At 62.7% G+C, this 25,906-nt stretch carries 33 protein-coding genes and 1 pseudogene; 14 read left to right on the top strand and 20 right to left on the bottom strand.

The genetic code is table 11. The annotated features are described in order from the left end of the window. The first annotated feature begins 894 nt into the window (after positions 1–894). The 3 genes from PMO31116_RS20710 (at position 895) to PMO31116_RS20700 (ending at position 3,079) form a co-directional block, all read left to right on the top strand. Positions 895–1,419, top strand: coding sequence for a GNAT family N-acetyltransferase (locus PMO31116_RS20710; RefSeq protein WP_150568346.1), 525 nt, complete (start codon positions 895–897; stop codon positions 1,417–1,419). Between the two features lie 315 nt (positions 1,420–1,734). Beyond that, positions 1,735–1,938: a cold-shock protein gene (locus PMO31116_RS20705; protein WP_023596404.1), complete on the top strand. Its 204-nt coding sequence runs from the start codon at positions 1,735–1,737 to the stop codon at positions 1,936–1,938. A gap of 145 nt (positions 1,939–2,083) precedes the next feature. Continuing rightward, positions 2,084–3,079 carry a glutathione S-transferase family protein gene (locus PMO31116_RS20700; protein WP_150568345.1) on the top strand — a complete coding sequence of 332 codons (996 nt, stop codon included), beginning with the start codon at positions 2,084–2,086 and terminating at the stop codon, positions 3,077–3,079. Positions 3,080–3,239: 160 nt separating this feature from the next. Here PMO31116_RS20700 and purT read toward each other — a convergent pair whose 3' ends face one another. Further along, positions 3,240–4,442, bottom strand: coding sequence for a formate-dependent phosphoribosylglycinamide formyltransferase (gene purT, locus PMO31116_RS20695; RefSeq protein WP_150568344.1), 1,203 nt, complete (start codon positions 4,440–4,442; stop codon positions 3,240–3,242). Between the two features lie 187 nt (positions 4,443–4,629). After that, positions 4,630–5,310: a TetR/AcrR family transcriptional regulator gene (locus PMO31116_RS20690; protein WP_150568343.1), complete on the bottom strand. Its 681-nt coding sequence runs from the start codon at positions 5,308–5,310 to the stop codon at positions 4,630–4,632. Between the two features lie 128 nt (positions 5,311–5,438). Between PMO31116_RS20690 and PMO31116_RS20685 the strand changes: the two genes are divergently transcribed. From PMO31116_RS20685 to PMO31116_RS20670, 4 genes are all read left to right on the top strand, one after another. Next, a complete protein-coding gene (locus tag PMO31116_RS20685) occupies positions 5,439–6,353 on the top strand; it encodes an SDR family NAD(P)-dependent oxidoreductase (RefSeq protein WP_150568342.1) in 915 nt (304 codons plus the stop codon). Positions 6,354–6,381: 28 nt separating this feature from the next. Continuing rightward, complete coding sequence (locus PMO31116_RS20680) at positions 6,382–8,007, top strand: flavin-containing monooxygenase (RefSeq protein WP_150568341.1); 1,626 nt, start codon at positions 6,382–6,384, stop codon at positions 8,005–8,007. A 108-nt stretch (positions 8,008–8,115) separates the two neighbouring features. Next, positions 8,116–9,132, top strand: coding sequence for an alpha/beta fold hydrolase (locus PMO31116_RS20675; RefSeq protein WP_150568340.1), 1,017 nt, complete (start codon positions 8,116–8,118; stop codon positions 9,130–9,132). Between the two features lie 106 nt (positions 9,133–9,238). Then, positions 9,239–10,924: an MBL fold metallo-hydrolase gene (locus PMO31116_RS20670; protein WP_150568339.1), complete on the top strand. Its 1,686-nt coding sequence runs from the start codon at positions 9,239–9,241 to the stop codon at positions 10,922–10,924. Positions 10,925–10,936: 12 nt separating this feature from the next. Here PMO31116_RS20670 and PMO31116_RS20665 read toward each other — a convergent pair whose 3' ends face one another. Continuing rightward, positions 10,937–11,185 (bottom strand): hypothetical protein, encoded by a 249-nt coding sequence (locus PMO31116_RS20665; RefSeq protein WP_150568338.1) that lies wholly within the window; start codon positions 11,183–11,185, stop codon positions 10,937–10,939. Between the two features lie 74 nt (positions 11,186–11,259). Then, on the bottom strand, positions 11,260–11,541 hold the full coding sequence (locus PMO31116_RS20660) for a hypothetical protein (RefSeq protein WP_150568337.1): 282 nt from the start codon (positions 11,539–11,541) through the stop codon (positions 11,260–11,262). Between the two features lie 634 nt (positions 11,542–12,175). Here PMO31116_RS20660 and PMO31116_RS20655 point away from each other — a divergent pair. Continuing rightward, positions 12,176–12,625: a hypothetical protein gene (locus tag PMO31116_RS20655; protein WP_150568336.1), complete on the top strand. Its 450-nt coding sequence runs from the start codon at positions 12,176–12,178 to the stop codon at positions 12,623–12,625. Positions 12,626–12,668: 43 nt separating this feature from the next. On the opposite strand, the gene PMO31116_RS20650 is transcribed toward PMO31116_RS20655, so the two are convergent. Then, the gene (locus PMO31116_RS20650) at positions 12,669–13,319 is read right to left on the bottom strand and encodes an SAM-dependent methyltransferase (RefSeq protein ID WP_150568335.1); all 651 of its coding nucleotides are present in this window, start codon (positions 13,317–13,319) and stop codon (positions 12,669–12,671) included. 461 nt (positions 13,320–13,780) lie between these two features. Beyond that, positions 13,781–14,227, bottom strand: coding sequence for a carboxymuconolactone decarboxylase family protein (locus tag PMO31116_RS20645; RefSeq protein WP_150568334.1), 447 nt, complete (start codon positions 14,225–14,227; stop codon positions 13,781–13,783). A gap of 401 nt (positions 14,228–14,628) precedes the next feature. Here PMO31116_RS20645 and PMO31116_RS20635 point away from each other — a divergent pair. Further along, positions 14,629–15,749, top strand: a protein-coding gene (locus PMO31116_RS20635) for an IS3-like element IS407 family transposase (protein WP_150568332.1) whose coding sequence is annotated in 2 segments (ribosomal slippage) — positions 14,629–14,887 and positions 14,887–15,749 — 1,122 coding nt in all. Because the reading frame shifts where the segments join, the coding sequence is not laid out codon by codon here. A 49-nt stretch (positions 15,750–15,798) separates the two neighbouring features. Further along, positions 15,799–16,704 (top strand): annotated as a pseudogene (locus PMO31116_RS20630) (phosphoadenosine phosphosulfate reductase domain-containing protein); the annotation flags it as partial. A gap of 41 nt (positions 16,705–16,745) precedes the next feature. On the opposite strand, the gene PMO31116_RS20625 reads toward PMO31116_RS20630, so the two are convergent. Continuing rightward, positions 16,746–17,063, bottom strand: coding sequence for a hypothetical protein (locus tag PMO31116_RS20625; RefSeq protein WP_150568330.1), 318 nt, complete (start codon positions 17,061–17,063; stop codon positions 16,746–16,748). Positions 17,064–17,565: 502 nt separating this feature from the next. After that, complete coding sequence (locus PMO31116_RS20620) at positions 17,566–17,799, bottom strand: hypothetical protein (RefSeq protein ID WP_150568329.1); 234 nt, start codon at positions 17,797–17,799, stop codon at positions 17,566–17,568. Between the two features lie 89 nt (positions 17,800–17,888). Here PMO31116_RS20620 and PMO31116_RS20615 point away from each other — a divergent pair, with 89 nt between their 5' ends. From PMO31116_RS20615 to PMO31116_RS20600, 4 genes are all read left to right on the top strand, one after another. Further along, complete coding sequence (locus PMO31116_RS20615; RefSeq protein WP_145863490.1) at positions 17,889–18,122, top strand: DUF4224 domain-containing protein; 234 nt, start codon at positions 17,889–17,891, stop codon at positions 18,120–18,122. Between the two features lie 205 nt (positions 18,123–18,327). Then, on the top strand, positions 18,328–19,239 hold the full coding sequence (locus PMO31116_RS20610; RefSeq protein ID WP_150568328.1) for a site-specific integrase: 912 nt from the start codon (positions 18,328–18,330) through the stop codon (positions 19,237–19,239). Between the two features lie 791 nt (positions 19,240–20,030). After that, complete coding sequence (locus PMO31116_RS20605; RefSeq protein WP_150568327.1) at positions 20,031–20,288, top strand: hypothetical protein; 258 nt, start codon at positions 20,031–20,033, stop codon at positions 20,286–20,288. Positions 20,289–20,303: 15 nt separating this feature from the next. Next, on the top strand, positions 20,304–20,603 hold the full coding sequence (locus PMO31116_RS20600) for a hypothetical protein (protein WP_150568326.1): 300 nt from the start codon (positions 20,304–20,306) through the stop codon (positions 20,601–20,603). 56 nt (positions 20,604–20,659) lie between these two features. Here the strand turns inward: PMO31116_RS20600 and PMO31116_RS20595 are convergent, their stop codons facing one another. From PMO31116_RS20595 to PMO31116_RS20540, 12 genes are all read right to left on the bottom strand, one after another. Beyond that, positions 20,660–21,043 (bottom strand): DUF1353 domain-containing protein, encoded by a 384-nt coding sequence (locus tag PMO31116_RS20595; RefSeq protein ID WP_150568325.1) that lies wholly within the window; start codon positions 21,041–21,043, stop codon positions 20,660–20,662. Then, positions 21,040–21,468, bottom strand: coding sequence for a hypothetical protein (locus tag PMO31116_RS20590; protein WP_150568324.1), 429 nt, complete (start codon positions 21,466–21,468; stop codon positions 21,040–21,042). The genes PMO31116_RS20595 and PMO31116_RS20590 overlap by 4 nt, the downstream gene beginning before the upstream one ends. 10 nt (positions 21,469–21,478) lie before the next feature. Further along, positions 21,479–21,793: a hypothetical protein gene (locus tag PMO31116_RS20585; protein ID WP_150568323.1), complete on the bottom strand. Its 315-nt coding sequence runs from the start codon at positions 21,791–21,793 to the stop codon at positions 21,479–21,481. After that, positions 21,790–21,987, bottom strand: a complete 198-nt coding sequence (locus PMO31116_RS20580; RefSeq protein ID WP_150568322.1) for a hypothetical protein — start codon at positions 21,985–21,987, stop codon at positions 21,790–21,792. The genes PMO31116_RS20585 and PMO31116_RS20580 overlap by 4 nt, the downstream gene beginning before the upstream one ends. Then, complete coding sequence (locus PMO31116_RS20575; protein WP_150568321.1) at positions 21,984–22,496, bottom strand: hypothetical protein; 513 nt, start codon at positions 22,494–22,496, stop codon at positions 21,984–21,986. Before PMO31116_RS20575 ends, PMO31116_RS20580 begins: the two co-directional genes overlap by 4 nt. Before the next feature lie 4 nt (positions 22,497–22,500). Next, positions 22,501–22,797, bottom strand: a complete 297-nt coding sequence (locus PMO31116_RS20570) for a phage holin family protein (RefSeq protein ID WP_115344744.1) — start codon at positions 22,795–22,797, stop codon at positions 22,501–22,503. A 14-nt stretch (positions 22,798–22,811) separates the two neighbouring features. Next, positions 22,812–23,294, bottom strand: coding sequence for a glycoside hydrolase family 24 protein (locus PMO31116_RS20565; RefSeq protein WP_150568320.1), 483 nt, complete (start codon positions 23,292–23,294; stop codon positions 22,812–22,814). Further along, positions 23,281–23,556, bottom strand: a complete 276-nt coding sequence (locus tag PMO31116_RS20560) for a hypothetical protein (RefSeq protein WP_150568319.1) — start codon at positions 23,554–23,556, stop codon at positions 23,281–23,283. The genes PMO31116_RS20565 and PMO31116_RS20560 overlap by 14 nt, the downstream gene beginning before the upstream one ends. A gap of 2 nt (positions 23,557–23,558) precedes the next feature. Continuing rightward, positions 23,559–23,864, bottom strand: coding sequence for a hypothetical protein (locus tag PMO31116_RS20555; protein WP_150568318.1), 306 nt, complete (start codon positions 23,862–23,864; stop codon positions 23,559–23,561). Positions 23,865–23,965: 101 nt separating this feature from the next. Continuing rightward, on the bottom strand, positions 23,966–24,181 hold the full coding sequence (locus tag PMO31116_RS20550; RefSeq protein ID WP_150568317.1) for a hypothetical protein: 216 nt from the start codon (positions 24,179–24,181) through the stop codon (positions 23,966–23,968). An 8-nt stretch (positions 24,182–24,189) separates the two neighbouring features. Continuing rightward, entirely contained in the window at positions 24,190–25,182 is a 993-nt protein-coding gene (locus PMO31116_RS24165) for a hypothetical protein (RefSeq protein WP_246185409.1), read from the bottom strand. A 61-nt stretch (positions 25,183–25,243) separates the two neighbouring features. Then, on the bottom strand, positions 25,244–25,906 hold the full coding sequence (locus PMO31116_RS20540) for a DUF2612 domain-containing protein (protein WP_150568316.1): 663 nt from the start codon (positions 25,904–25,906) through the stop codon (positions 25,244–25,246).

Genomic DNA, 25,906 nt, shown 5'->3' with positions numbered 1-25,906 from the left:
CGGCATCGCACCAAATTGCCCCCCGCCCAAGATCATTTGCCGCGCGGCCGGTCGGACGACCATCTCGACAAGCGAACTTGGCGGGCCTACAATCGCCGCCGCTCGCGTCCAGCCCACGACACCGCCGATGACGACATCGGTCGATCGGCGGCGGCGCGAGACGGCTCGGGTCCGCCGGCGCTTGCGCGCTCGGGGCGGCTCCGGTCGCCCACCTTTGCCCCCCACGGAGACACCGTTGTCCATGTTCTTTCCGCGCCTGCGCCACGCCTGCGCCGCGCTCGCGCTTGCGACGTTCGCCGCCCTCAGCACGCCCGTCGTCGCCGCCACCGCGCACCACGCCAACGTCCACTCTGGCAAAACGCACGACGTGTCGGGCAAACCGGCGAAATCGCGACCGCATGCCAGAGCGCACGCCGCGAGCAAAGCGGCCGTTGCGCATCGAGCAAGACATGTCGAACGAAGCACGCACGCGCACCGGACACATCGGATGCATCGGACGCATGGCGCTCAACGGCCACTCAAGACGCGTCACACTGTCTCGCCCAAAACGTCGCACAAGTCACGGCCGACCATCGCCGGTCGTCGGCACGCGCACGCTCGCGCCTGAGGCGTGCATCGCGTGCGTACGCCTCGGGATGACGTAACCGCGCTATAGTGACCGTGCAGGACGGCAGACATTTCGATGTCGTCCCGCCTCCCATTCGCCAGGACCGCATGACGCGGTGACACCTCCATGACACGCGGGTATGTCGGCGCACACGTTGCGCCTACGCCACAAGATGTGCGCCCGGAATCCGTTCCCGGCGCGGTCTTCCGGGTCTCGTTTTTTTGCCACCCCAGTTCTCAATTCGGTCGACAGACTTCCTGTCTTCCAGGAATGCAAGGCATGGCGACATGACGACGACACGCATTCTGAGCGCGACGATGCAGGACGTCGCCGCCATTGCCGCATTGCACGCCAGCAGCTGGCGCGCGACATATGCACATGCGCTTCCCGCGGAACCTATGCGCATGCAGCTGCAACAGGAACACGCAGCGTTGTGGCGCGAGCGGCTGCTGCGCGCCGATGACCCCGCGCTGCGTATATGGAAAGCCTGTCCCGAGACCGACAACGGACCGTTGGCGGGCTTCGTGTGCGCACTGTCAGGCACCGACGGCATCCTGCTCGACAATCTGCACGTGGCCGCCGCGTGGCAGGGACAAGGCATCGGCCGCGCCCTCTTCCACCGAGTGCGGGACTGGGCGTTTGCGCTCGATGCACACGCCTCGCTGTATTTGTGGGTGCTTGCCGGAAACGTGCGTGCGCGCCGCTTTTACGAGCGGCTGGGCGGTGTCGCCGGTGCGGTACACCCGATTGCGGTGTCGCCTGGCATCGAAGTCCCGGCGTTGCGCTATGCGTGGTTTGCGGACATGCGGTAAACACCCCTCACAAATATGAGAGGAGCGTTCAACGATGCGACCGGACGGCCGGTATTGGAACATGCATGTCGCATCGCAGCGAAAGCGGTAGAGAAACTGGCTGGAAACTGGCGTGGATCAACAATCCAAAAGTTTCCCTGCTTGACACCTTCCAGCCTTTCCCGTAAAAAAACGGGTGCATGAACGTTGTATGGCGAGTCTTGTGTTCATCTAATGTCGCCCTCTGCGTCACCTCGGTTGTACCTGATCAGCTTTAATGTCATGCGCTCGCTGAGCTTCTCGCTCGCTCATTTGAAAACTTTAAGGATTTAAGAAATGGCAACTGGTACCGTCAAGTGGTTTAACGACGCCAAGGGTTTTGGTTTTATTACGCCGGACGAAGGTGGTGAAGATCTCTTCGCCCACTTCTCGGAAATCCAGGCAAAGGGCTTCAAGTCGCTGCAGGAAAACCAGAAGGTCAGCTTCGAAGTGAAGGATGGTCCGAAGGGTCGCCAAGCTAGCCAGATCACGCCGCTGTAAGCGTCGGATTCTTCGCTGCCGACCGCGCAATCGGTCGATGCGACTCGGGCAGTGCGTCAATGCCTGCCCGAACCGAAAACCCCGCTCATGCGGGGTTTTTTCGTTATTGCAGGTATGCTGAATGTTTCCGTCAGGAGGTGATGCGATGGGTTTGTTGATCGACGGCGAGTGGCACACCGACTGGTATGACACCCGTGCTACCGGCGGGCGCTTCGAGCGCCGCCCCGCGACATTCCGTCATTGGGTGACGTCCGACGGCGCCCCCGGCCCCAGCGGCGACGGCGGCTTCGCTGCACGGCGCGGCCGATACCTGCTTTACGTGAGCTACGCCTGCCCCTGGGCGCACCGAACACTCATCATGCGTGCCCTGAAAGGCCTCCAGGACATGGTGCCTGTCGCGGTCGTCAACTGGCTGATGCTCGACGACGGCTGGACCTTCAAGCCCGGGCCGGACGTGACCGGCGACCCGGTAGGCGACGCCCGGTTCCTGCGCGACGTCTATCTTGCCGCCGACAGGCAGTTCACCGGCCGTGTGACCGTGCCGGTGCTCTGGGACACCGAACGACGCACGATCGTGAGCAACGAGTCGTCCGAAATCCTGCGCATGTTCAACAGCGCCTTCGACGGCCTCGGCGCAATCCCCGGCGACTACTATCCGGTGGCCCTGCGCGAGGAGATCGACATGCTGAACGCGCGTATCTACGACACGGTCAACAACGGCGTGTACAAGGCCGGATTCGCGACCACCCAGGCCGCCTACGAGGAAGCGGTCACGCCGCTTTTCGACACGCTCGACATGCTCGACGCGCGGCTGGCAACCCGCCGATTTCTTGCCGGCGAGCGGATGACCGAAGCGGACATCCGGCTCTTCACCACACTCATCCGATTCGATGCCGTCTACGTCGGTCACTTCAAGTGCAACGTGCGGCGCATCGTCGACTATCCGAACCTGAACGCCTACACGCGCGACATCTACCAGCAACCCGGCGTCGCCGCGACGGTGAATTTCCAGCACATCAAGGGGCATTACTACGAGAGCCACCGCACGATCAATCCGACCGGCATCGTGCCGCTCGGTCCGCGGCTGGATCTGGACGCCCCGCACGACCGAGGGCAGATGATCACGTTGCCGCAACCCTGAGTCGCGGCGTGTAACCGTCGTCGCGCGTCACGCGGGGGAACGACGGGCCCGCGACATGACGAAACAACGCAACGATGCAACGAAGAAGCGGGCGTGGTGAGCCGATGCCCACCACGCCCGCTCTGTCCTGGTGCGCGAAGGTCGTTGCCGCGCAGAAAAATCAGGCCGCGCGCGGCTTGACCCGACTGGCCGCCTCGACCGCATGGCTGCGCGCCACGTCGAGATTGTCGTCATAGGCGAGCGCCACGCCCATGCGCCGCTTGACGAAGCTCTCCGGTTTGCCGAAGAGGCGAATATCCGTCTGCGGCACCTGCAGGGCGCGCTCGACGTCGTCGAACACAATACCCTTCGCGTCCACGCCGCCGTAGATCACGGCGCTCGCGCCCGGCGTTTTCAGCGTGGTGTTGACGGGCAGCCCGAGAATCGCGCGCGCATGCAACTCGAACTCGTTCTGCCATTGGGTGATCATCGTGACCATGCCGGTGTCGTGCGGACGCGGGCTCACTTCGCTGAACCACACCTCGTCGCCCTTCACGAACAGTTCCACACCGAAGATGCCCTGCCCGCCAAGATTATTCGTGACCTCGCGTGCAATGTGCCGCGCACGCTCGAGCGCCACGGAGGACATCGGGTGCGGCTGCCAGCTCTCGACATAATCGCCGCTCACCTGCTTGTGGCCGATCGGTGCGCAGAAGTGCGTTTCGACCTGCGCATCCGAGCCCCGCGCCCGCACCGTCAGCAGTGTGATTTCGTAGTCGAAATCGATGAAGCCCTCCACGATGATGCGGCCGTGGCTGACACGGCCGCCGGCCATCGCGTAATCCCAGGCCGCCTTGACATCGGCGGGGCCGTCAATCTTGCTCTGCCCCTTACCGGAGCTGCTCATCACCGGCTTGACGACGCACGGATAGCCGATGCCGCCATCGATGGCCGCCTGCAACTGTTCGAGCGAATCGCAGAATTGGTAAGGACTCGTCGGCAGGCCGAGCGTTTCGGCGGCCAGGCGGCGGATGCCTTCGCGATCCATCGTCAGGCGCGCGGCGCGCGCCGTCGGGATCACGCGCACCACGCCATCGGCCTCGAGCGCTTCGAGCATCGGTGTGGCGATCGCCTCGATCTCGGGTACGACGAGATCGGGCTTTTCGGCCTCGATCAATGCCTTGAGCTGCTCCGGATCGGTCATCGCAATGGTGCGAGAATGGTGAGCGACCTGCTGACCCGGCGCGTTTTCGTAGCGATCGACGGCAATCGTCTCGACGCCCAGCCGCTGCAGCGCAATCAATACTTCACGGCCAAGTTCGCCGGCGCCCAGCAGCATGACTTTCGTCGCGCTCGGCGACAACGGGGTTCCGATAGTGGTCATGTCCGACCTTTGAAGAGTGAGAAATTCGGGGCAGCGACGCACGCGGGCGTCGCTCGCAAAAAGCGTATTGTAGCGAGCATGCGCGGCCGTGCGTTCGCATCCGCTCGCGCAGATCCCGACATTGGCGAACCGCGCGACGACGACACTCCCGGCCCGACGTCGTCGGCACGGCGTGACAAGCGTGGCATCACGCGCACGCGCCGAGTGCACCGCGCAGCACGCGGCGGCACGCCGCCACCATGCAAGCCTCGCTGTCCTGATAGCCCGTGAGCACCCACGCGGTGCCCGCGTTGGTCATGGCGCCCACGAGTGCGAGGCCGACGATGCGCGCCTGCGCTTGCGCCGCCTCGTCCGAAGGCGGCGGCGCCACCGCCATGCCGAGAATCAACCGGGCGAAGTCGAAGATGTAGCGTTGATAGGTCAGATCGGTCTCGGCACTCACGCCCATCACTTCGAGCAACACCACCCTGGCCGCATGCGATTGCCGCAGGAACGCGAAGAAGGCGTGCAGACCGGCGTCGAGCCGCGCCTCGAGCGTCGGCGCGCTGGCGGCCACCGCCGCCTGCAAGCGATCGAGCAGGGCCTGCGCGTGATGCGCGTACGTCGCCCGCAGCAGATGCTCCATGTTGTCGAACGCCGCGTAGAAGTACCGGTCGTTGAGCTTCGCCAGCCGACACACCGAGCGGACCGTCGCGCGACGAAATCCCACGGTGCCGAAGACTTCCGTCGCGGCGTCGATCAGTGCCTCGCGTCGCGCCCGTTCCCGCTGGGCCTGCGCCACGCCGCCATAGCGCCGCCCTCCGGCCTTGACCGGACGCGGCACGCCGTCTCTCGATTCGAGTCCTTGTTCCATTTCGCTATTTGACATCACCCTGACCGAAAACTAAAGTGGTGACACGCAACACCACATTATAGAATCCACAGTCGATGCTCCGCGGGCGCGATCGCGCGCGGGGACGAGCGGCACACCGGATTGCCCCGACAGGAGACGGCACGATGAAGACGTTCAGGAACAAAGTCGCGGCCATCACCGGCGCCGGCTCCGGCATGGGGCGCTCGCTGGCGCTGGCGCTGGCGCGGCAAGGCGCGCATCTCGCGCTGTCCGACATTGACGAAGCCGGTCTCGCAGCCACCGTCGCCGCTTGCCGGGACTTCGGCGTTCGCGTGACATCGCAACGACTGGATGTGGCCGAGCGCGACGCAGTCTTTGCCTGGGCCGCGCAGAGTGCGGCCGCACACGGCAAAATCCATCTGCTCTTCAACAACGCCGGGGTCTCATTGTCCGTTCCGGTGGCCACGGCCAGGCTCGAGGACATCGAGTGGTTGATGAACATCAACTTCTGGGGCGTGGTGCACGGCACGCAAGCGTTTCTCCCCTATCTCACGGCATCCGGCGAAGGCCATCTCGTGAACACGTCGAGTCTGTTCGGTATCATCGCGATGCCCACGCAGTCGGCCTATAACGCGAGCAAATTCGCGGTACGCGGATTTACCGAAGCGCTGCGCATGGAGCTCGACCTCATGCATGCCCCCGTGTCCTGCACATGCGTGCATCCTGGGGGGGTTGCCACCAACATCGTGCAAACGTCCCGCATCGACGACAGCATCGCCGCCCTCACCGGCCTCGACGCGCAAACGCACCGCCGGCGTGCGAACCGGCTCATCGACGTGACGAGCGCCGATGCGGCGGCGAACCAGATCCTCGCGGGGGTGCGACGCAACGCCCGGCGCGTACTCGTGGGCGCCGACGCTCGCCGCGTCGACAAGCTCGCGCGCCTGCTCGGCGCCAGCTATCAGGCCGTCGTCGTGTGGCTATACCGCCGCACCGCCATGTCGCGCACCTCGCGCATCCTGCACAAGCAACCCGTCGCCGGTAAGGACGCGACAACGCGCCCCACGGCGGCAGAATAGGCCCCCCCGACGGCCGGAGACCCCTTTCATGACGGCAGACCGCACCTCCTCCGAGACTCCCGACGCCGCGCCGACAGCACTCGACGTCATCATCGTCGGCGCGGGATTGTCGGGCATTGCCGCCGCGCACTACCTGCGCGAGCGCTGCCCCGACACCCGTTTCGCCATGCTCGAAGCCCGCGCGTCGCTGGGCGGCACCTGGGATCTCTTTCGCTACCCGGGCGTGCGCTCGGATTCCGACATGTTCACGCTGGGCTTCAGCTTCAGGCCGTGGGCGAGCGATCAGGCCATTGCCGACGGCGGCAAGATTCTCGACTACCTCAAGGACACCGCGCACGCCGAAGGACTCGACGGGCTGATTCGCTATGGCCACAACGTGCGCGAAGCCCGCTGGGATTCGGGCATCGCGCGCTGGACGCTGGACATCGAGTGCACGCACGCCGACGGCCGCAGGGAATCGCAAACGCTCACCTGTCGCTTCCTTTTCATGTGCAGCGGGTACTACGCATACGACGCCGGACATACGCCCACGTGGCCGGGCATGGAGACGTTCGCGGGGCGGGTGGTGCATCCGCAGCACTGGCCTGCCGAGCTCGACTATCGCGACAAGCGCGTCGTGATCATCGGCAGCGGCGCGACGGCCGTCACCCTGCTGCCCAGCCTGGCCGCCACGGCGGCGCACGTCACCATGCTGCAGCGCTCGCCCAGCTACATCCTGTCGATGCCCCAGCGTGACGGGGTGGCCGACCGCCTTCGCGCCTGGCTGCCCGCCGGGGTCGCACACCGTATCGTCCGCATGAAGAACGTGCTGGTCACGCTGGCCTTCTACAACGCCGCGCGACGCTGGCCGAACGCCATCCGCCGGGTGCTGATTCGGCGCGCGGCGCAGCAGGCTCGGGGCCACGCCGACGTGGCCCGCGATCTCACGCCACGCTACAACCCGTGGGACCAACGGCTTTGCCTCGCGCCGAACGGTGACATCTTCAAGGCGCTGCGCGGCGAACGCGCCGCCATCGTGACCGACGAGATCGCGTCGTTCACGCCGCGCGGGCTCATGCTCAGGAGCGGCAAGACGCTCGATGCCGACATTGTCGTCACGGCCACGGGGTTGCGCGTGCAACTGATGGGCGGTGCGCGCCTGCTCGTCGACGGCAAACCCGTGGTGCTGTCCGAATCGGTCGCCTACAAGGGCATGATGTACAGCGACGTGCCAAATCTCGCGTCGATCTTCGGCTACACCAACGCCTCGTGGACGCTCAAGGCCGAACTCATCGCGCAGTACGTGTGCCGTCTCATCAATCACATGAACGCGTTGGGCGCGGATACGTGCGTGCCGCGTCTGCGCGACGGCGAGCATGCGGCACTGCCCGCCATCGGCCTCACCTCGGGCTACATCCAGCGCGCCGCCGGCGTACTGCCGAAGCAAGGCGGACGCAGGCCCTGGGTGTTCTATCAGAGCTATCTGCGCGACCTGAGACTCATGCGGTGGGGGCGCCTTGAGGACGGCGCGATGCAGTTCGAACGTCGCGCCACGCGAGCGGTCGAACGGGACGCATCGGAGGCTTCGGGGCCGGACGTGTCGAATGTGCCGGACGCATCAAACGTGTCCGATGCACCGACGGCGTGCCGCAAAGCCGGGGCGGTGTCGCGATAGCGCGCCCCGCCGCGCCTCGCCGCGCACCGCCCCAGCGAGCCCGGCGTCGCACGCCGACGATGCGGATTGACGAGCGCTCTCCCCCTCTTTTACGGCTGCCACCACATCATGCTTATCGCTTACCTTCTTGCCTGCCTCGTCCTCGTGACTACCGTCGTCGTGCTGGTGCTCATGCGCCTGACACGCCGCGTGGCGCGTCGCGCGCAAGCGGCGATTCCGCCGGACGGCAAGTTCCTGGAGATCACCGGCGAGCGGCTGCATTACGTGGATTTCGGCCATGGCCCGGCCGTCGTGTTCATTCACGGCCTGTGCGGCCAATTGCGCAACTTCGCCTATCTGCCGCTCGACACCCTCGCGCGCACCCATCGGGTGATCCTCGTGGACCGCCCGGGCTCCGGATACTCGACCCGTTCGCAAGCGGACGACGCCGCGATCGCGACGCAGGCCGGCGTCGTGGCCCAACTGATCGACAGACTCTCGCTCGACCGGCCGCTGGTCGTGGGCCACTCGCTGGGCGGTGCAATTTCGCTCGCGTTAGCGCTCGACCATCCGGAACGCGTGGGCGCGCTCGCGCTGATCGCGCCGCTCACGCAGCCGGTACACGACGTGCCGGGGCCGTTCCGGGCGCTCGCGATTCGTAGCGCCTGGTGGCGCCGCTGCGTTGCCCACACCCTGGCCGTTCCCGTGGGCATGCTGACGGGACGCGCGACACTCGCGCACGTCTTCGCGCCGGAAGCCCCGCCCGGCGACTTTCTCATTCGGGGTGGCGGCGTGCTCGGTTTCCGGCCGGGCAACTTCGAAGCGAGCAGCGGTGACCTGCTTGCAGCCGAGCGCGACATGCCCGGCCTGGCCGCGCGCTATGGCGCGCTGGCGGTTCCGGTCGACATTCTCTACGGGCGTCAGGACCGCATTCTCGACGCCCGAGTGCATGGGGAGTCGATGCCGTCGATCCAACCCCGTGTGCGGCTCTCGCTGGTGGATGGCGGACACATGCTGCCCGTGACGCAACCGGAAATGACGATGCAGTGGCTCCTGGACGTGGCGGCACGCAACCCATCGGCGACGTACTACGGCGTACGCAACGCACCGACCGTCTCGACGCATGCGGCCAACGACGCGGCTTGAGCGCCGCTTGTCGGCCACATTCCGGGAGAGTGCTGCCTGCGGTGGCGCGCATCCGGTGGCACACTAGGGACTTTCCGACTTCGCACGCCGCGCCGCGGCTCGCCCCATGTCCGATCGTCCCGAAGCTTCTTCGGCCCCGACCAGCCTTCGCCTGGCGGCCAGCCTCGTGGTGCTGCGCGAACGCGCGAGCGGCATGGAGGTGCTGCTACTGCGACGCGCCGTTCGCGCCAACGACCACAGTTCGGACGCGTACGTCTTTCCCGGCGGGGTCGTCGATGCCGGCGACCGGCGCGCCCACCTCACCTGCCCCCGGCTCGACGACGCCACGGCAAGCCGGCGACTGCAAGTGCCGCAGGGCGGTCTCGATTACTTCATCGGCGCGATTCGCGAGTGCTTCGAGGAGACCGGCGTGCTGTTTGCAGACGACCTCTCGGGCGCGCCAATCGACGGTGCACGGTTGGCGGCCATGCGGGCACAACGCGACGCCCTGCACGACGGCAAGATCGACATCGCCTCGCTTTGCCGCGCGTTCGACGTGCAACTCGCGGTGCAGCGATTGCATTATCTGAGCCATTGGGTCACGCCGCTGAACCTGCCCAAGCGTTTCGACACGCGTTTTTTCCTGGCATCGGTTCCCGAGGGCCAAAGCGTCGAGGTCGATGCGCTCGAGACCGTGGCACACCGTTGGATGCGTCCGGCCTACGCGCTCACGTATGCGGATCAACTTCGATTGCTGCCGCCCACGCGCAAACTGCTCGAATGGCTGACGCGCACGAAGACGGTCGACGACGCGATGTCGGCCGCCGCGGCGTTGGATGACGTGCCACGCATCCAGCCCCGCCTGGCGTTGGGCAAGCGCGGGCGCTGGCCCATCGCGCCCGACGACCCGGCATGGGCCGAGTTGGTGCTCACCGATCCGCAGGACACCGCCACCGGCAGTTACGAAATCGTGCCGGGCCGCGTGACCTCACTGATGCCGGGCGTGCTGCGGGTGACGGCGGCCAACCCCGGCATGATGACCGGCCCCGGAACGAACACGTATCTGGTGGGCGGTGGGCCGGAGAATGCGTGGGCGGTGATCGATCCGGGCCCTGACGATCCCATGCACATCGAGGCGATCCTGGCGGCGGCACCCGGCCCGATCCGGCAGATTTTCGTCACGCATACGCATCGCGATCACTCGCCCGCCGCGCGAGCGCTGAAGCAGACGACCGGTGCACTGACCTACGGCATGCGCGCCCTGCATCACGAGGGGCAGGACACGTCATTCGATCCGGACGTGGCGCTCGCGGACGGGGCTGCCGTCACATTGCCCGATGGCCGGATCCTGCAGGCGATACATACGCCCGGTCATGCCGCCAATCATCTCTGTTACGCGCTTGACGAGGCTGGCCTCGTCTTCACGGGCGATCACGTCATGCAAGGCTCGACCGTCGTCATCAATCCGCCGGACGGTCACATGGCGACCTACCTCGCCTCGCTCGCCAAGCTCGCGGCACGGGCGCCGGCATGGCTGGCGCCGGGGCATGGCTTCGTGATGGATCGTCCGGCGCAGCGCATCGCACGGCTCGTCGACCATCGGCTTGCGCGCGAGGCTCGCACGGTCGACGCGCTTGGGCAGCTCGGTGCGGCGACGCTCGACGCGCTCACGCCGGTGGTGTATCGCGACGTGCCCGTGGGACGTCATGGAGTTGCGCGTCGCTCGCTGCGCGCCCATCTCGACAAGCTGCGGGAAGACGGTCGGGTGCGCTTATCGGCGGATGGCGAATGGCAGCTGACGGGCGACGGCTGACCGTGGCGGCGATCAGGCGTCGCCGTCGCCGAGCAGCTCGTCCACAATGCGCTCGCCCGCCTTGCGCCCGGCCATTTCGGCGTCCTGGCGGTTGTCGCGATGCCCGTCCGGCGAGCGCACTTCCGGACCTTCCGGCTTGCCGTGACGTATCACCTGCACCCGATAGTCCCAAGGCCCGGCGTATTCGTTCTGGAACGCGTGCACGCGAATCTGATAGCCCGCGCGATAGTCATAGACCTGCTCATGCGATTCGTAGCTCATGACGGACTCCGGTAGCGATGTGGACGGAATGCGGAAATGATGCCGGGGTGGCGGACATGCGGGACGAGATGCACTCAGGCAACGTCGACGACGACCGGCTCGACGCCGGCGCCGTGCAGGATGGTGTGTGCGGCACGCTGCACGATTTCCTCCTCGAACGTTTCGAATCGCTCGAAGAGTGCCTCGTCGTCAGCCTGCGCGTCCGTGGCATCGGTGGCATCGGCGGCGTTGGCCAGACGATTGAGCGAGGCACGGGCGATGTGGCAGGTCCAGACCTTCCCGTCGACGTTGACATTGAAGCGCACGAACTCGCCCCCGGGGACCAGTCCGATGCCGCCGTGCAAAAAGGGATCCATAGCCGTCTCCGCGGTGCTCTGGTATTCGATAACGTCCGGCTTACCGAAAAATGCTAGCACGTTCGAATGCGATGGGTGACATGGCGGCGTGACACCGACAGCGCGGCCCATGCGGCGCGCCCATGAAAAAAGACCCGCCTGAGGGAGGCGGGTCTAAAAGCCGGGATGCATGGGGCACCATGGCAACCCCGGGAAGACAGGGTCATGTGAACATGACGAGTCCATTATGGACGGGCAAATCCGGTGTGGCGCCTACCGACGTATGCACAATTAGACGTAGATCAAGGTTTGTGAATTTGCCGGCCCTGGGCCTCCCTCGACGCGGGCGGAACCGTTTTCCACGGGCGGCCGGCAGCTTCGGCAACGGTTCGGTCGCGTCGGTTGATACGAACAGTGCATATCGGCGATCATGCCCTCCCCGGCTCTGCAATCCGACGAGCGGCGCGATGCATAGGCGCTGGTGCCAAAAAGCGGCAAGGATGGCGAAGGTGACGCCACGGCGTTCGTGGTTCCCGCATGCCCGGCGACATTGCGTCTCGCGGTAAGATGCGCAGGCTTGCGCGCGTGCAGCCTGCGTCGCGGCTGTCGCGAGAGACAACAATTCAACAAGTCTGACATCAACGGGGAATCTTGCATGAAGGCGAAACTCGCGCTGTTGCTGGCATTGCTGTGCACATCCTTCGGCGCCAACGCCGCCGGTGAATTCACACTCTCATACTTTGGCGATGGCAAGGCGGTGGATTTGCCGACACTGATCGGCGACCTCATCACCCCGGAATACGTGAAGCGCTTTCCAGCGAGCCAGTACGAGATCGTCCTGATTTACCACTGCACGCCGGTTACGGCGCGCGGGGACGTCGTGTGCACGGCGACGACGGGGGTTTCCCCAAAGATCAATGCAGCGGGCCGGACTGGCGGACTCGTGCCCCTGGTGCGCATCAACACCGCTGCGATCGCGCCGAAGGGTGCATCGGCGAGCGAGATGGATGAAACCCGAAACAAGGTGATAAGGGAAAGCATTCGCGCCATGATGGCGGATCTGCCCGCCGCCCCCAAGCCCCGAACCGACCGCCCTCGGATGTAAGCGGATTGCGTTGAGCGCGACGATACCGAATTCCCATCCGAGGTCATCTGGTGACGGGTTCGCCATGAGGCTGCGCCACCGGCTTGGTCGCCACCATGGCGCAGTGGGTGTAGGGAATCCAGGTTCGATGACGAACCTGACATTCTGCCGCCGGGAAATGCGATGAGAACAAGGCCCGATAGGCCAGTGCGTCCCGAACGTTCTGGCCTCGATCCTTGCTCACGAGATATCGCGCGATAGCGGATTGTTCGGTGTCATAGCAAGGATCGAGCGTAACGAGTCGACCGCCGGGGCGAAGCGCGTCGCGTGCGAGCGCAATGAATTCCGATGCGTCGTCGTCGTTCAGGTGGTGAAGCAGGCCCACAGCAAGCACAATGTCCGCGGGCTGGATCCCGTTCGCATCGTCTTTAGTGAAGAGACGACAGTGAAATCGCCCTCGGCCCGCGTGACGCTGCTGCGCGGCCGCGATGTACTCGGGACTGATGTCGAACCCCTGGTAATCGACCTCGGGAAGAAACGGCAGGATCTCGGCGGTCCCACACCCTATGTCGAGAATCCGCTGGCCCGGCATGGGCCGTACGAACTCGGTGACAAAGTCACGCCGACCTCGCTTGGCACCCAGTGAATTCTGCACGAAATCGTAAACTGCTGGCGAAGAGAGAATCGCACGAATGCCGGTGGTGATTTGGGCCATCGATGAATGTCGCGCTACTGGTCGGAAAATGTTCCGCGATTCTATCAGTCAGGATATTCATGGAGCATGGCGTCTCAATATTTGGCGATGCGACTACGCGCGGCGTCATCCGTGAACACGGCAGATGCCCAGTACCGCGACAACCCGGAGAGTCTCCTTCGACGCATTCCGCGGCCCCCTGCGATATCGTACGGCGCGAACGCGATCCGCGCTTCCGTGTGCCTGGATGTCTTCATGCAAACCTCCCGCCCGTCAGGGCTTCAAATTTGCCAGAAATCTGCCCTTCTCGACGTTATGTTCATTCGGCGGGAGGTCATCCGGTATCTCCCCCGCGCTTGCGCGTCGGGTTGCAACGGCTTGATGCATTTAAGGCAAACTCCGCAGCAATGAACCGTGACTCATCGTTTTCGGACACAGCGCGGATTCTGTCTAACGCGTCGCCGTCCGTTGCTTCCGTGAATTCACAATTTGGCGGCGACAGGTAGCCGGAATGGGGCGCCGAGACGGTTGAAAGCGTTCATCGCGGCAATCGTTATCGTGAGATCGACAAGATCCTTCGGCGAGAACGCTGCCGAGACGTTCGCGTAGGCGTCATCCGAAGCATGCGTTTCGCTGACGCGAGTCACCTCTTCGGCCCAAGCCAAGGCCGCGCGCTCCTGATCGGAGAATAGGTGCGGGACTTCGTCCCACACCGGCACCAGCGTGACCTTGTCGATAGACATGGTCTTTCGCAAATCCCGGCTGTGCATGTCGATGCAATGGGCACATCCGTTGATCTGCGAAACACGGAGGAACACAAGATGAATCAGTTCCTCGGGCAGGTTAGTGCTTTTGGTCACATAGTGATGGATACCGAAGAGCGCCTTTGCGCCGTCCGGTGCGATCTCACTCCAGTTCAAGCGTGTCATTCTGATCCTCTGCCATATGGCCATGAAATAACGTCTCTTGCGTCACGGTCGCGGTTGGCTATTTCGCTCTAGCACCTGACTCATGACGTAACGCGATGTTATTCGTTCGAGATTGCGGACCACAGGCCCAAGAATTGACGAAATGACTGGGCCAAAGCCAAGACGCGCGGCACACCGCGTAGATCGACGAGCGCGCGAAGCTGCGCGCGGCAAAAGGAAAAGGCGGAAGGCAGACTCGAGCGCATTCATGCGGCACGCTGAGTCTTTCGGGAGGCAAGACATCCGCCCGCTGCGATTTCCGCCAAGCTGCAAAGCCGCGCTGCCGACTCACAGTGACCTGCCCCCTACAAACAGGGCCAGCCGGAGTCTAGTAAAGTTCGTTTTCGGAGAAGAAGACGAACATGAAGAAGCGCTTTACGGAACAGCAAATCATCGGATTTCTGAAGGAAGCTGAAGCTGGCATGCCGGTCAAGGAACTGTGCAGGAAGCACGGGTTCAGTGACGCGTCGTTCTACACGTGGCGCGCAAAGTTCGGCGGCATGGAAGTCTCGGAAGCCCGCCGGCTCAAGGACCTCGAGGTGGAGAATGCCCGGCTGAAGAAACTGCTGGCCGAAGCAATGCTCGATATGGAAGCGTTGAAGGTCGTCGTCAAGGGAAAGCCCTGAGCCCGCAAGCCAAACGCGAAGCGGTGTCGGCGATTCGGGAGAAGGTCAACATCTCCGAGCGCCGCGCCTGCCGGCTTGTCGGGCTTTCTCGCAGCGTGCTGCATTACGACGCGAAGCCGGACCCCGAGAATGAAGTGCTAGCGGCGCGTCTGGTGGAGTTGGCGCACGAACGTCGTCGATTCGGCTACCGCCGGCTGCACGCCCTAGTGGAACGCGAAGGCACGCACGCCAATCACAAGCGCATCTATCGCCTGTACCGTGAGGCAGGGTTGGCTGTGCGGCGCCGTCGCAAGCGCCACGGCGTCATGATTGAGCGCGAGCAACTGGCATTGCCGGGCGCACCCAACGAGGTGTGGTCAATCGATTTCGTGATGGATGCGCTTTCCAACGGCCGGCGCGTGAAGTGCCTGACCGTCGTCGACGACTTCACGAAAGAGGCTGTCGACATCGTCGTCGACCATGGCATCTCAGGCTTTTATGTCGCTCGGGCATTGGACCGTGCAGCTCGCTTCCGTGGCTATCCCAAGGCGGTGCGAACAGACCAGGGACCCGAATTCACGAGCCGCGCGCTTGACCAGTGGGCATATGCGAACGGCGTCACGCTGAAGTTGATTCAGGCGGGCAAGCCAACGCAAAATGCGTACATCGAATCGTTCAACGGCAAGTTCCGCGACGAATGCCTTAACGAGCACTGGTTCACGACGCTCGCGCACGCTCGAGTTGTCATCGCGGCATGGCGTCAGGACTACAACGAGCAAAGGCCGCATAGCGCACTGAACTACCTTGCGCCGTCAGAGTTTGCGGCGAAACATCGGGCAACCGCGGATGCTCCTGCCGCTTTCCAGGAGTTGGTTTAAAGGGACTTTGCTAGAAGCCCATTGGCCCTATTGAAGGGGGCAGGTCAGCGAGAACTGCCGATTCGTTTTCGCCGATACCGGCAACGAGCACGAGGCGACTTACGAATACGCCTTGGGCTACCTGCCCGAGGCGCTCGACATCGCTGTCGAAATCGTCGCCGCCGATTTCTCAGATGAGTTCGCAACCAAGCGGGCAAACCTTGCACGGCTGGCGGCCGGCGAGCCGGAATCTGCCGTGTATGGGAAACGCAAGTTTCAATATGCGTGGACGCCGGAAGCCGCCGCACGTGCGCTTGAACTGCTCCACCCCACCGGCAACCCGTACCTCGACATGTGCATGCTTAAGGGCGGATTCCCCTCGCGGAAGCGACAGTACTGCACCGAATACCTCAAGACCCAGCCACTTACCTCGTATGCGCTGAACATCATCGACGCTGGCCGTGCCGTTTGGTCTTGGCAAGGCGTGCGCATCGATGAGAGCCTGAGCCGCCGCGAGCGGCTACAGGGCACAGGTGCATGCGTGAAATCGTTCGAGGTAGTGGGCGGAGGCCTGTTCAACTACCGTCCGATTCTGCGCTGGACCGTGCGCGACGTGTTTCAAGCGCACGAACTGGCCGGAGTTAAGCCCAATCCGCTGTACACGCAGGGAATGACGCGAGTCGGCTGTATGCCATGCATCAATTGCAGCAAGGGCGAGCTGCGCGAGATCGCGCGGCGCTTCCCCGAGCACATTGAGCGGATCGCAGCGTGGGAAAAATTGGTATCGGATGTATGCCGCCACCGCTCGCCGGTGTCGTTCTTCCACATGGGGACACAGGGCCATTCCGGACAGGACACCACGATTCACGCCGTCGTCGAGTGGAGCAAGACCACGCGCGGCGGACGGCAGTACGACCTGTTGGATGATTTCGATGAACCGCTCGCGTGCTCGTCGGCTTACGGGCTATGCGAATAATCGAGTTCAAGCGCCTCGACGGCGCAAAGGGGGGGGTGATGCTAAAGACGCAACAATGCTCCGTCCCATGCCAGCGTACTACGTTCAATGGGCACCTCGACAGCGGGCCAGTTTTCAAACAAGCCAACGTCAAGCGCACGCTGAATAGCTCGGCGGCAACAGAGCTCTATCGACTGCCCTTCGGCATATCCTCTGGGCACTCCAATCGTCACCGGATGACTATCGGCAGCGCGTGGATCGTGTCGATAAATGAGGACGGCGCTGTCCTGCGCATATGCATTGAACGAACTCGTTTTGCCGTTTCCATCGGCCACAGAAAACCGGAATCGTTCTGCCTCCGGAAGTTCGTGATCAGGCATCTTGGTCTCCTTGAGTTGCTGATTGAACACCCATCATGTGGCGCAAAAATGTCATTTGCAAGGCGATTTTCTGCGATTTCTGTGGGTGTCAAGGAAACCTAAATTGCTCGTAACTAGAATGTTCAATATGTGTCACGGAACATGTTGCATCCCTGCAACTGGCCGCAGCATGACCACCCACTCGGCTACGGCCGAAGCACCGACGTCGTCAGAGAATGGGTTGCAATTGATCTATCACTTGGCGCATCTCGCGCTCAAGCCGTGCGAAGACGTCCGCCAACGAATGCTCAATGGGAAAGGTGAATGCCTGCCAACACCGAGGGCACATCACCGGCGCATCGAAAACGACAACGTCAGCGACCCAATGCTGAGCCTCGGGCTTGACCCGAAACTCCATGTTGAATCCCCGGTATCGGCAGCGCTGGCGTTCCATCCTAGCCTCCCCTTTTGCGGCGACTCTAGCACGGCCGTTCAGATGGCTGCCGTTCCGCCACGTTTGATCTCAGCAGGCCACCAGCCGGTGATCGATCGCCAACTGAACCTCCTCGATCAGCGCCGCCTGGATGACATCGAGTTCCTCGACCTTCGCCAGCTTGAGCTTCCTGGCACCAAAAGGCTCGATAAGCTCGACGCCGTCAAACGGCGTCACCTCGATGGTGACGTCCCACAGGGTTGCGCGCTCGCCGGTCTGGATGTCGACGGTGCAACCGCGATACACGAAGTTGAGGGAAGGCATAGGGGGCGCGGCGTCCGAGAGTGGCCGAGCAACCATGATAGTACGAACGAAATTCTACGAGTGACAGCGCGAAATTGGGGAATCGCAATATGAACGACTACCTCTCCATGCACGAACTCGCCGAGCTGATCGGCTGCAAACCGAACCAGCGCTCGGCAATGATGAAGTGGCTGGACGCCAACCGATGGCGCTACGTGGTCGACAGCCACGGACAGCCGAAGGTAGCTCGCGCCTACCGCGACAAGAAGATGGGCATCGCCCAAGAAACGGAAAAGAAAAAGCATGACGAAACGCCGAACCTCAAAGCCTTCGCCCACGCGTAGAGAGCGCACCAGCGTGCCGCGCCTATATAAGCGCACCGGCGTCAACAAGGTATCGTTTATCTACCTCTTCCCGGATGGACGCGGCGAAACGCTGGCAACCGCCCCTGTGGGCGATCGTTCGGCGATCAACGCGGCTGAGTCGAGCGCAAAACGCCGAGCCCTGGACATTCAGGCGGGGCAGATCGTTTCTGGATCCGTGGGCGACATGATCGACCGTTTCCAAAAGGACTATGACGGAAAGCACTATCGCGACCAGAGCAAGGACGGTATCGCCGTCCGAAAGTCACGGTACGCCAACCTCACGAAGTTCTTCGGACGCATGTCGCCTGCGTCGCTCAAGATGGTGCACGGGTATCAATACCTCGACGCTCGTGCCGCCGCCGGCGCACCGGCAAGTGCGAACAAAGACATGGCTGCGATGCAGACGATCTGCAATTACGCGGTTCGGTGGGGGATCATCGACGTCAATCCATTCGTAGGACTGATGCTGAACGAGACCGACGTCGTCCGGCGGGACGTAACGGGTAGCCAGGTGACGCGCTTCTATTTGTGGGCAGTCCGGCAAGACCTGCCGTTCAAGACGATGGGGTGTGCCGCTATGTTCGCCTACCTCACCGGCTTTCGCGCGGCCGAGGTAAGACCGTTTCATCGCTCGGGGATTCGCGATGACGGTGTGCTCGTCGAGAGCGCCAAACGCAAACGAGGCGAGGAAAAAATAATGAAGTTGCGCGCCTGGTCGCCGCGGCTAAGGCTGGTGGTGAAACGCGCCCAACAAGGGCGTCGCATCCCGGGAATGGCGCTTTTCGGAAACCGGAAGGGACAACCGTACACGCGCAGCGGTTGGGGCAGCGTTTGGCAGGACGCTCAGTTCGCCTGGATTGCTTCGTTCGATGAGGCGGTGCGCGCCGAGTGGAACGATCCTGAGCGACGAGCCGCGTATCTGATCACTGGCCATCCGGCGTATTTCACGCTGAACGACGGGCGTCCTGTCGCGATCACGGAAAAACTTGAGCGCCGAGAGGCAGACGTATTCGACTTCGCGGCTCACGCGGATCCGGGCACGACAATGCGCCACTACGATCGCAGACGCGTGAAAAAGGCGTCACCGACGAAGTGAGTAAATTGACAAATCTGGGATTTCGTTGACAACCGAAGTGGTTACTACCGGGGAAAACAAGGAATTTTGGGGTGACCGATGGGACTCGAACCCACGACGACTGGAATCACAATCCAGTCCCGCAACACGCTATTTGTATTTTAGATCAACACGTTACGAAAAAAACTTCGGAATAAATACGCATCATCTGCACACCATTTCATGCGGGTTTCCAGAGATGCGTTCCGAATTTCTTGCCCCTTCACTTCGGGTTCGGATACACGCGCAACCGCTTCGGTCTGTGCCCAGCGAACTCCAGCCTGATGAAGATCGAGCGCCCCTTCAAGAAATCCTGAGACCAATCGAAGTGACTTTCGTTCGAGCATACGACTACGCCCGTGTCATGGGGCCTAACTTGCATCGGAAAGTACTCAAAGGGATGCGCAACCTCCTGGTCTTTGCGCCATCGCCACCCCACTCCAAGTGAAACAGTCCACCATGTAAGAATCAATGGTCGCTGGGACAAATTGTGAACGTATATCGAATTTCCCTCCGACTCGTTCGACGAGAATGAATAAGTCACAGCAACCCTTGAGCGATCCCGCCACGTTTCATAGGCCTTCCATATCGCCAGAAGAAACGACAGAGCAAATCCCAACCAGGCTACTAACGAAGTCCCCTGCGACATTCCGTCTCCCCCTTCATTATTTGCTTTTCGGAGGGTACCCGATGAAGGGTACATTTTTCACTGTTTTTTTATACAGTGTTTGTGCTAGTTTACCTCCCTCACGAGCACCACGAGAGAGGCCGCCATGCGAGATCCACACACCACTAGATTCATCGTCGTCCCGTTCCGCAAAGGGAAAGGCGACGATCTGCTTCCCGTTGAAGTGCGGCCGGCCAGCACGAGCGCCGGCGCCGTGCGCGTCGCGCACTCAATGCGTGAGCGCCACGCCGGGGTGGCAGCCTACGAAGTTACCGTTGACCCGGAGACCGGCGCTATGGACTCGCCGAAGGTCCTATTCCTGCACGGCCGCGTGCCGATGCTCGACGAGTTCGCTTCGGCATAGCGAGGGGTCCGTGGTATGCCTCTCAGTCCTCGCCCTTCTGACCTGACCATCGATCAGTTGCGCAGTCTGTGGCTCACGCACAAGGATCCTGATCTGCGGCGCGCGATCGAAGAAGTTGCCTTTCGTCGCCTCGATGCGCAGCGGCGAGACAAAGTACTCGTGGAAGTGGAAAAGCTGTACGCCATCATCCACCAGGCGTGGCGCGAGGAAGTCGGTGACACGCTCATCGCGCTCGAGTGCCTTCGTGCCCTGCTTTCGGATCAGCGACAACGCCGAGGCGAGTTGCCGGGTATCCCGGGGGCGCCCAACCGATAGAAGATAGTTTTGGATATCATTTCTCTATTTTTGATAACTATGATTATCTTTTTGGCTCATGAACCGTTCGGTGCGGAAAGCGTCCAGTGCGACGCACCGCCCAAGCGGACGCCCCAGTACATGAGCCAGCGGCGCCAGGCCGGCACGCAGGTTGCGGCGGACGCTTCGCGCAGCACGCGGTCGGCCACTGCCCGGGTCACAAGCTTCGTCGTATAGAGCCAGTCATGCACGGCGGCGGCCTCGTTCGAGGTTCCGCCGGTGAGCCAGTAGACGACCGGCAGTCGCGGTACCGACGCGAGATCGGTGACGAAACCGCGCGGCACCGTGATCACCGCCCCCGCGACATCCGATTGATAGAGCAGGTCCGCCACCAGCCGCCACCGGCCGTCGTCGCAGCCGGCGGCATTCTCGATGACTAAGCGTGTCAGGAAGCGGCTCATTTCGCCGCGGCGCCAGTCGCGACATCTTGCGGCCACGCGGCGATCGCAGCCGCGAGCAAAATTTGCGCGGTCGTCACCCCCATCACGATTCGATCCTGATCCTGCAGCGACAGCGGCGACGCCTTCACGACGGTGATGATCGCCGGCAGCCCTGCGCTCGCGAGCGACTGAAGATTCACCGCATCGACGGTCGAGCCTGCAGAACAGACAGCGTTTACGACCGGCTGCGCCTCGGCGAGCGATTGCAGCGCGCCGTTGCTCATGCCGCTGACCTGCTGCAGCGAGGCAATCGCGACCTGGACCGGCGGGCAGACCCGGGCTGCGACTTGCGATGGGGAGGGGACGGACTGGGCTGTCGTCGAGCAGGCCGCGAGGGCGCACGAAAGCATGGCCGCGCACGCGGCCAACATGGCAAAACGCTTCATGGTGGATTCCTTACGGGGTGGAGAACTTGATGGCAGCGGCAGCCGCACTCGTCACAGCAGCCGAAATGCTGGAAGCAATGCCACCGCCGGCGGTGATCGGCGCGCTGGCCGACACGCCGGTCTCGGCGAAATCGAGGGTGAAGCCCTCGGGGGTATTGGTCACGCGCACGGTGACGGCGCCGACGTCCTTGCTGCTTGAGACAGATGCCTCGCAGCAGATCAGCCGGCCGGCCGAGTCATAAAACGGCCGCACTTCGTACGAGGCGTTGCCCGCGCACGCGGCAAGAAGCAGCGCGCCCAGGCATGCGAAGGGCGCCCGTATCACTGCGGCGTGCCGGGTGCTTCTGTGCTGCCACCCTGAACCTTCGTGGCCGCCCCGGCGTGCACGGCGCCAAGCGCCGCCAGCGCGGCACCGACCGCGGCGATGAAGCCGTCGGTGGGCGTCTTCCCGAACCAGGCGAACAATGCCCAGATGGCCAGCAAACCGCCGTAGCAAAGAACCTTCACGCGGATAGTCATTTCGTCGCTTCCTTATCGTGGTGGTGGATGATTTCCGTGGGTGTGAACTGGTAGCCCTCGACGGCGTACTTCTGCGCGACGAGCAACGGGAACGGCAGCATGTGAATACCCTCGCCCTTCCCTGTGTGGTGCTCTTTACAAAGCAACATCCCGTTGACGGTCATGTCATCGACGAATCGATACGGGTCGAACGGCTGGGCGGCCAGAAAGCCATCCCAATCGAATGCCTGCGCGATCGGGCCCCACACGCCGGCGCGGCAGTCTTCGGCCAATCGCGGCCATTCGATCATGTTTGCCGTGCTGCGCTCGATCGGATGGTGATGGGCCTCGAGCGGGTGCCCGCTGTCCTGCTCAGTGCCGCCGCAGACGAAGCACCTGCCGCGCTCTCGCTCGATCAGCGCGGCCCGCGTGTGCGTGAACAACGGTGTGGTGACGCGCGGATCGTGACCGGGCAGCAGCACGTCGACGGCGAGCGTCTCGCGTTCCTCATGGGTTTCGGTAACTGACATGGCATCACCCCCGGTCACCACGCATGAAACCGCCCGCCCGGCGCTTGAGCTGCAGTTCGATGAACTGCGCGCCGACCGTGCCGAGCACACTGCCGATACCGAGCAGCGCCAGCGGCGGGATATCCGGAATCTGGATCAGCACCACGCCAGCGATCATCGATGCGCCAGCGCCCAATATCGCGCGACCGATGATCAGTCGCCACGTCAAAACCTCGTCGCTCACGAGCAGTTTTCCGAGTCCCATAGCAGCTCCCAGCACCAGCAGGCCCAGAATCGTCCAGGCAGTCTTGTGGTCTTCCATTGATGGTTCCCCGGTTACGGTGCAATGACGCCACCCGCACGCCGATAGGCGTCGAGCAGAGAGTCGAGCGTGTTTTCGTGTTGTCCGTAGCCCGCGCCCGGCAGGCTCGCCCAGATGTTTCGGCACTTCGAAATCGCTGACTCGATCCTTCCGGCCTTGATGTCGGCCAGCGCGCCGCGCTCACGAATCTGCTGGATCGCGATCTTGTCCTGGTTGACGGGAGAGAAGTCCGGGAGCCCGAGTTGCTGCTTGTAGACGTCGAAGTAGCGCGACAGTAACTGATAGCGCCCCGCGGCTGTCGACCACACGTTGAAGCGCTTGATCCATACCGACTTGCGCGGATGGTCCGCATAGCTCGTGAACAGGCCACCGCCCACGATAACGTTGTAGCCGTCATCGGAACCCGCAATCCTAGACGTGAACTCCGACCAGGCGAGCATGTCGAGGAACGCGCAAACGTTCTGGCCACCCGCGGCGATGGGGTCAATTCGAGCCATGCTGATGCCCCCAAATAACGCGGTGCTTTACCTGCACCTGCCAGAATCCCCACAATGCGGCCGTCGCGACGGCCGTGTTGAGCACCACCTCGGGGGCGCTGTGGCACGCGTTGACGGAGCCGATATTCCCGAGCGATGCTGAGTTCACGAAGAACAGGACGACGGTGCCTAAGCTGCGCGTCGGCACCCGATGAGACAGGAGTGCCCATAGCGAGAGAGCGAAAAGCGCGCCGCTCGCGATCTGATTGATGATGGTGAGCATGCTTAGCTCCCAAGAATTTTCCTGCGGGCGGCGGCCAGCCACTCGGGAATTTGCTGCACCAGATTGCTGACAAGCGAAAGCCCAAAGACCGCCGCTGCCGCAATGGCCAGCATGTGCGTGATGCTTCCCGGAATGACCTCATATCTCTCGGCCACGAACCCGCCAACAAGGCAGCCAATACCGAGACTCGCTGCAAACGAGAGCCCGCGCTGCCACCAATTCCCCGGAATAAACTTCAGCGAAACGGCAGCCCCGAACGCCGCGGAGCCCCCGATCTTCACCAGCAACGTCGCTTGATCATCCGTCATCAAATATGTCCTTTTGAGCGCCCTCGCGCTCGTTTGAAACGAAAAAGCCGCCCAAAGGCGGCTTGCAATGATCGTGTACACGCAGATCAATGAGTGTTCGGTTACTCGATGTGCTGCGCGGGCGGTAGGTCCATGTACTCTTGAGCGGCGGCCGGCTGCTCATTGAAAAAGGCCACATAACGTGGGTCGCTCGTCTGCATTTCAACGATGTAGCGCCCCTCGAACAGCGGAGAGTCTGCGGGACGCCCCATCACGCAGAGCGCACGCGACTCCGAATCGTCAGAGAATTCGACCCATACGGTAGTTGCTGCCGACATTTGTCACCTCAGAAGGAATAGGACGTCGCGTTGATCTGGAAGGTCGGCGAACCTGCGCCATTTCCTCTCACACAAACGGTTTGCGGGATCACGATCGGCACGCGCGCGTTCGACGACGTGTTAGCGGCGCCATACTGTGTAACGTACGATGCTTGGCCAATTCCGTTCGTATCCCCCGCGACGTCAAAACCCATCGTCACTCCGGTCGATCCGTTGTTGTACGTGAAGATGAACCCTATGTCCTTGGCGTTGAGCGGGATTGCCGAAGCAACGGAATACCCGAGATACGACGCTGGATACGTCCCGATAGTCGCAGCAACTCTTGGCGGAAAGCTCACCGTACGGTCGCGGAGATTCGTCCCAGCAATGAATTGCCCCGAAGCGTTCGTAGGCAACACAGCAACGAGCGCCGAAGCGGTGTAACCGGCTGGGGGCGCTGCGCCCGCGTAGATCTCGGGCGCGATAGCGCTGGTGGCATTGACGATACGCCGGATGCTGGCCTTCGTCGTCGGGTTGTAGAGCTTGTAGAGCGCGACAAAGCCCGACACCGGCGCAGTGCCAGTGTCCATGTCCGTCGTCAGGTTGAACGTGTCCGAGACGCTCGCGAGGCTGTACCGCTGGCCACCGAGAGCCGTCTCGAGAATAACTTCGTCGGCCGTGAAAGTACCCGTCGTTCCGGCCGTCGGGATGTACATCTTCGCGTTGCGCGACGTGCCGACGACGCCCACCGACTGCGCAGAGACCGCCGTTTTCAGCATCGCGAGAAGCGTTGCCGTCGTTCCATCATCCACCGCGTTACTGCCTGTCAGATCGACAGAGAACTGCGCCAGAACCGCCGACATAATGCTGGCCTGTCGCAACACTTTGTTGACCTGTGCGGACAATGCCGTACCCGCAGTGAAGCCATTGGACAGAATCGCGGTCAGTGCTGCGTAGTCGGGTTGGCTCAGCACGTTCGCGCCCGAGCCTCCCGCGAAAGTCAGGAAATCGTTCGATGCCATATTGGGACTCGTGTTTGGTTCGCTCGCGAGCGCGAGCAGGAATGAGAAGCGAGAGGACGTGTTAAATCGGGGTTGCCCAGGCGCCGGTGTCAAATCCGGCCACGTAGCCGTTGTTCATGTCGAATCCGAATATCGGGGAACTGTCGACCGACGTGACGAGGTAGTAGTTGACTCGCACCGCCTGCGGCTTCAGGGGGATGTAGCCCCCCGATAGCAACGCGAGAAACAGGGCCGAAGGGATCTTCCCAGCGATGCCGATCGTAATCGACATGTCTTGGTTGTCCTGCATGAACACGTGCGTATCACCCGAGAAAATCTGGTCGAGAATCGGCTTCGAGCCAACGAGCGTTCCGTCCCAATGGTTCGCGCCGATCCGGGCGCGGATCAACAGCCTGAACGTTTCGTCGTCCAAGGACGTGACGCCGGTGTCCGGGTCGAACGGTCCTTTCCACACGCCCTGGTCGAACCCCAGACCGCCAGTGTCGAAGGAAAAATAGACACCAGTAAGCGGCGTAGCCACGTATCGCGAGACGCCTACCCACAAGCCAACGTCGTCAAGCTGCTTTCCTATCGCGGCGTCGAGATCGAAGCTTGCAGGCATGCCCCCGAGCGCATTCTGTCCGTCGACGAAGCATTGTGCGACCGCGGCAACCATCGCCGTGAAGCGCGGTTTGTCCGCGTGCTCCGATGTGATTTTCCCGGTGTAATCTGCGATGTCAGCCAT

Origin of the sequence: Pandoraea morbifera (assembly GCF_902459575.1) — a bacterium.
In the GTDB taxonomy this organism is placed as follows: domain Bacteria; phylum Pseudomonadota; class Gammaproteobacteria; order Burkholderiales; family Burkholderiaceae; genus Pandoraea; species Pandoraea morbifera.
The sequence above is the reverse complement of the archived record's forward strand: the minus strand, read 5'-3'. Positions and strand labels throughout refer to the sequence as shown.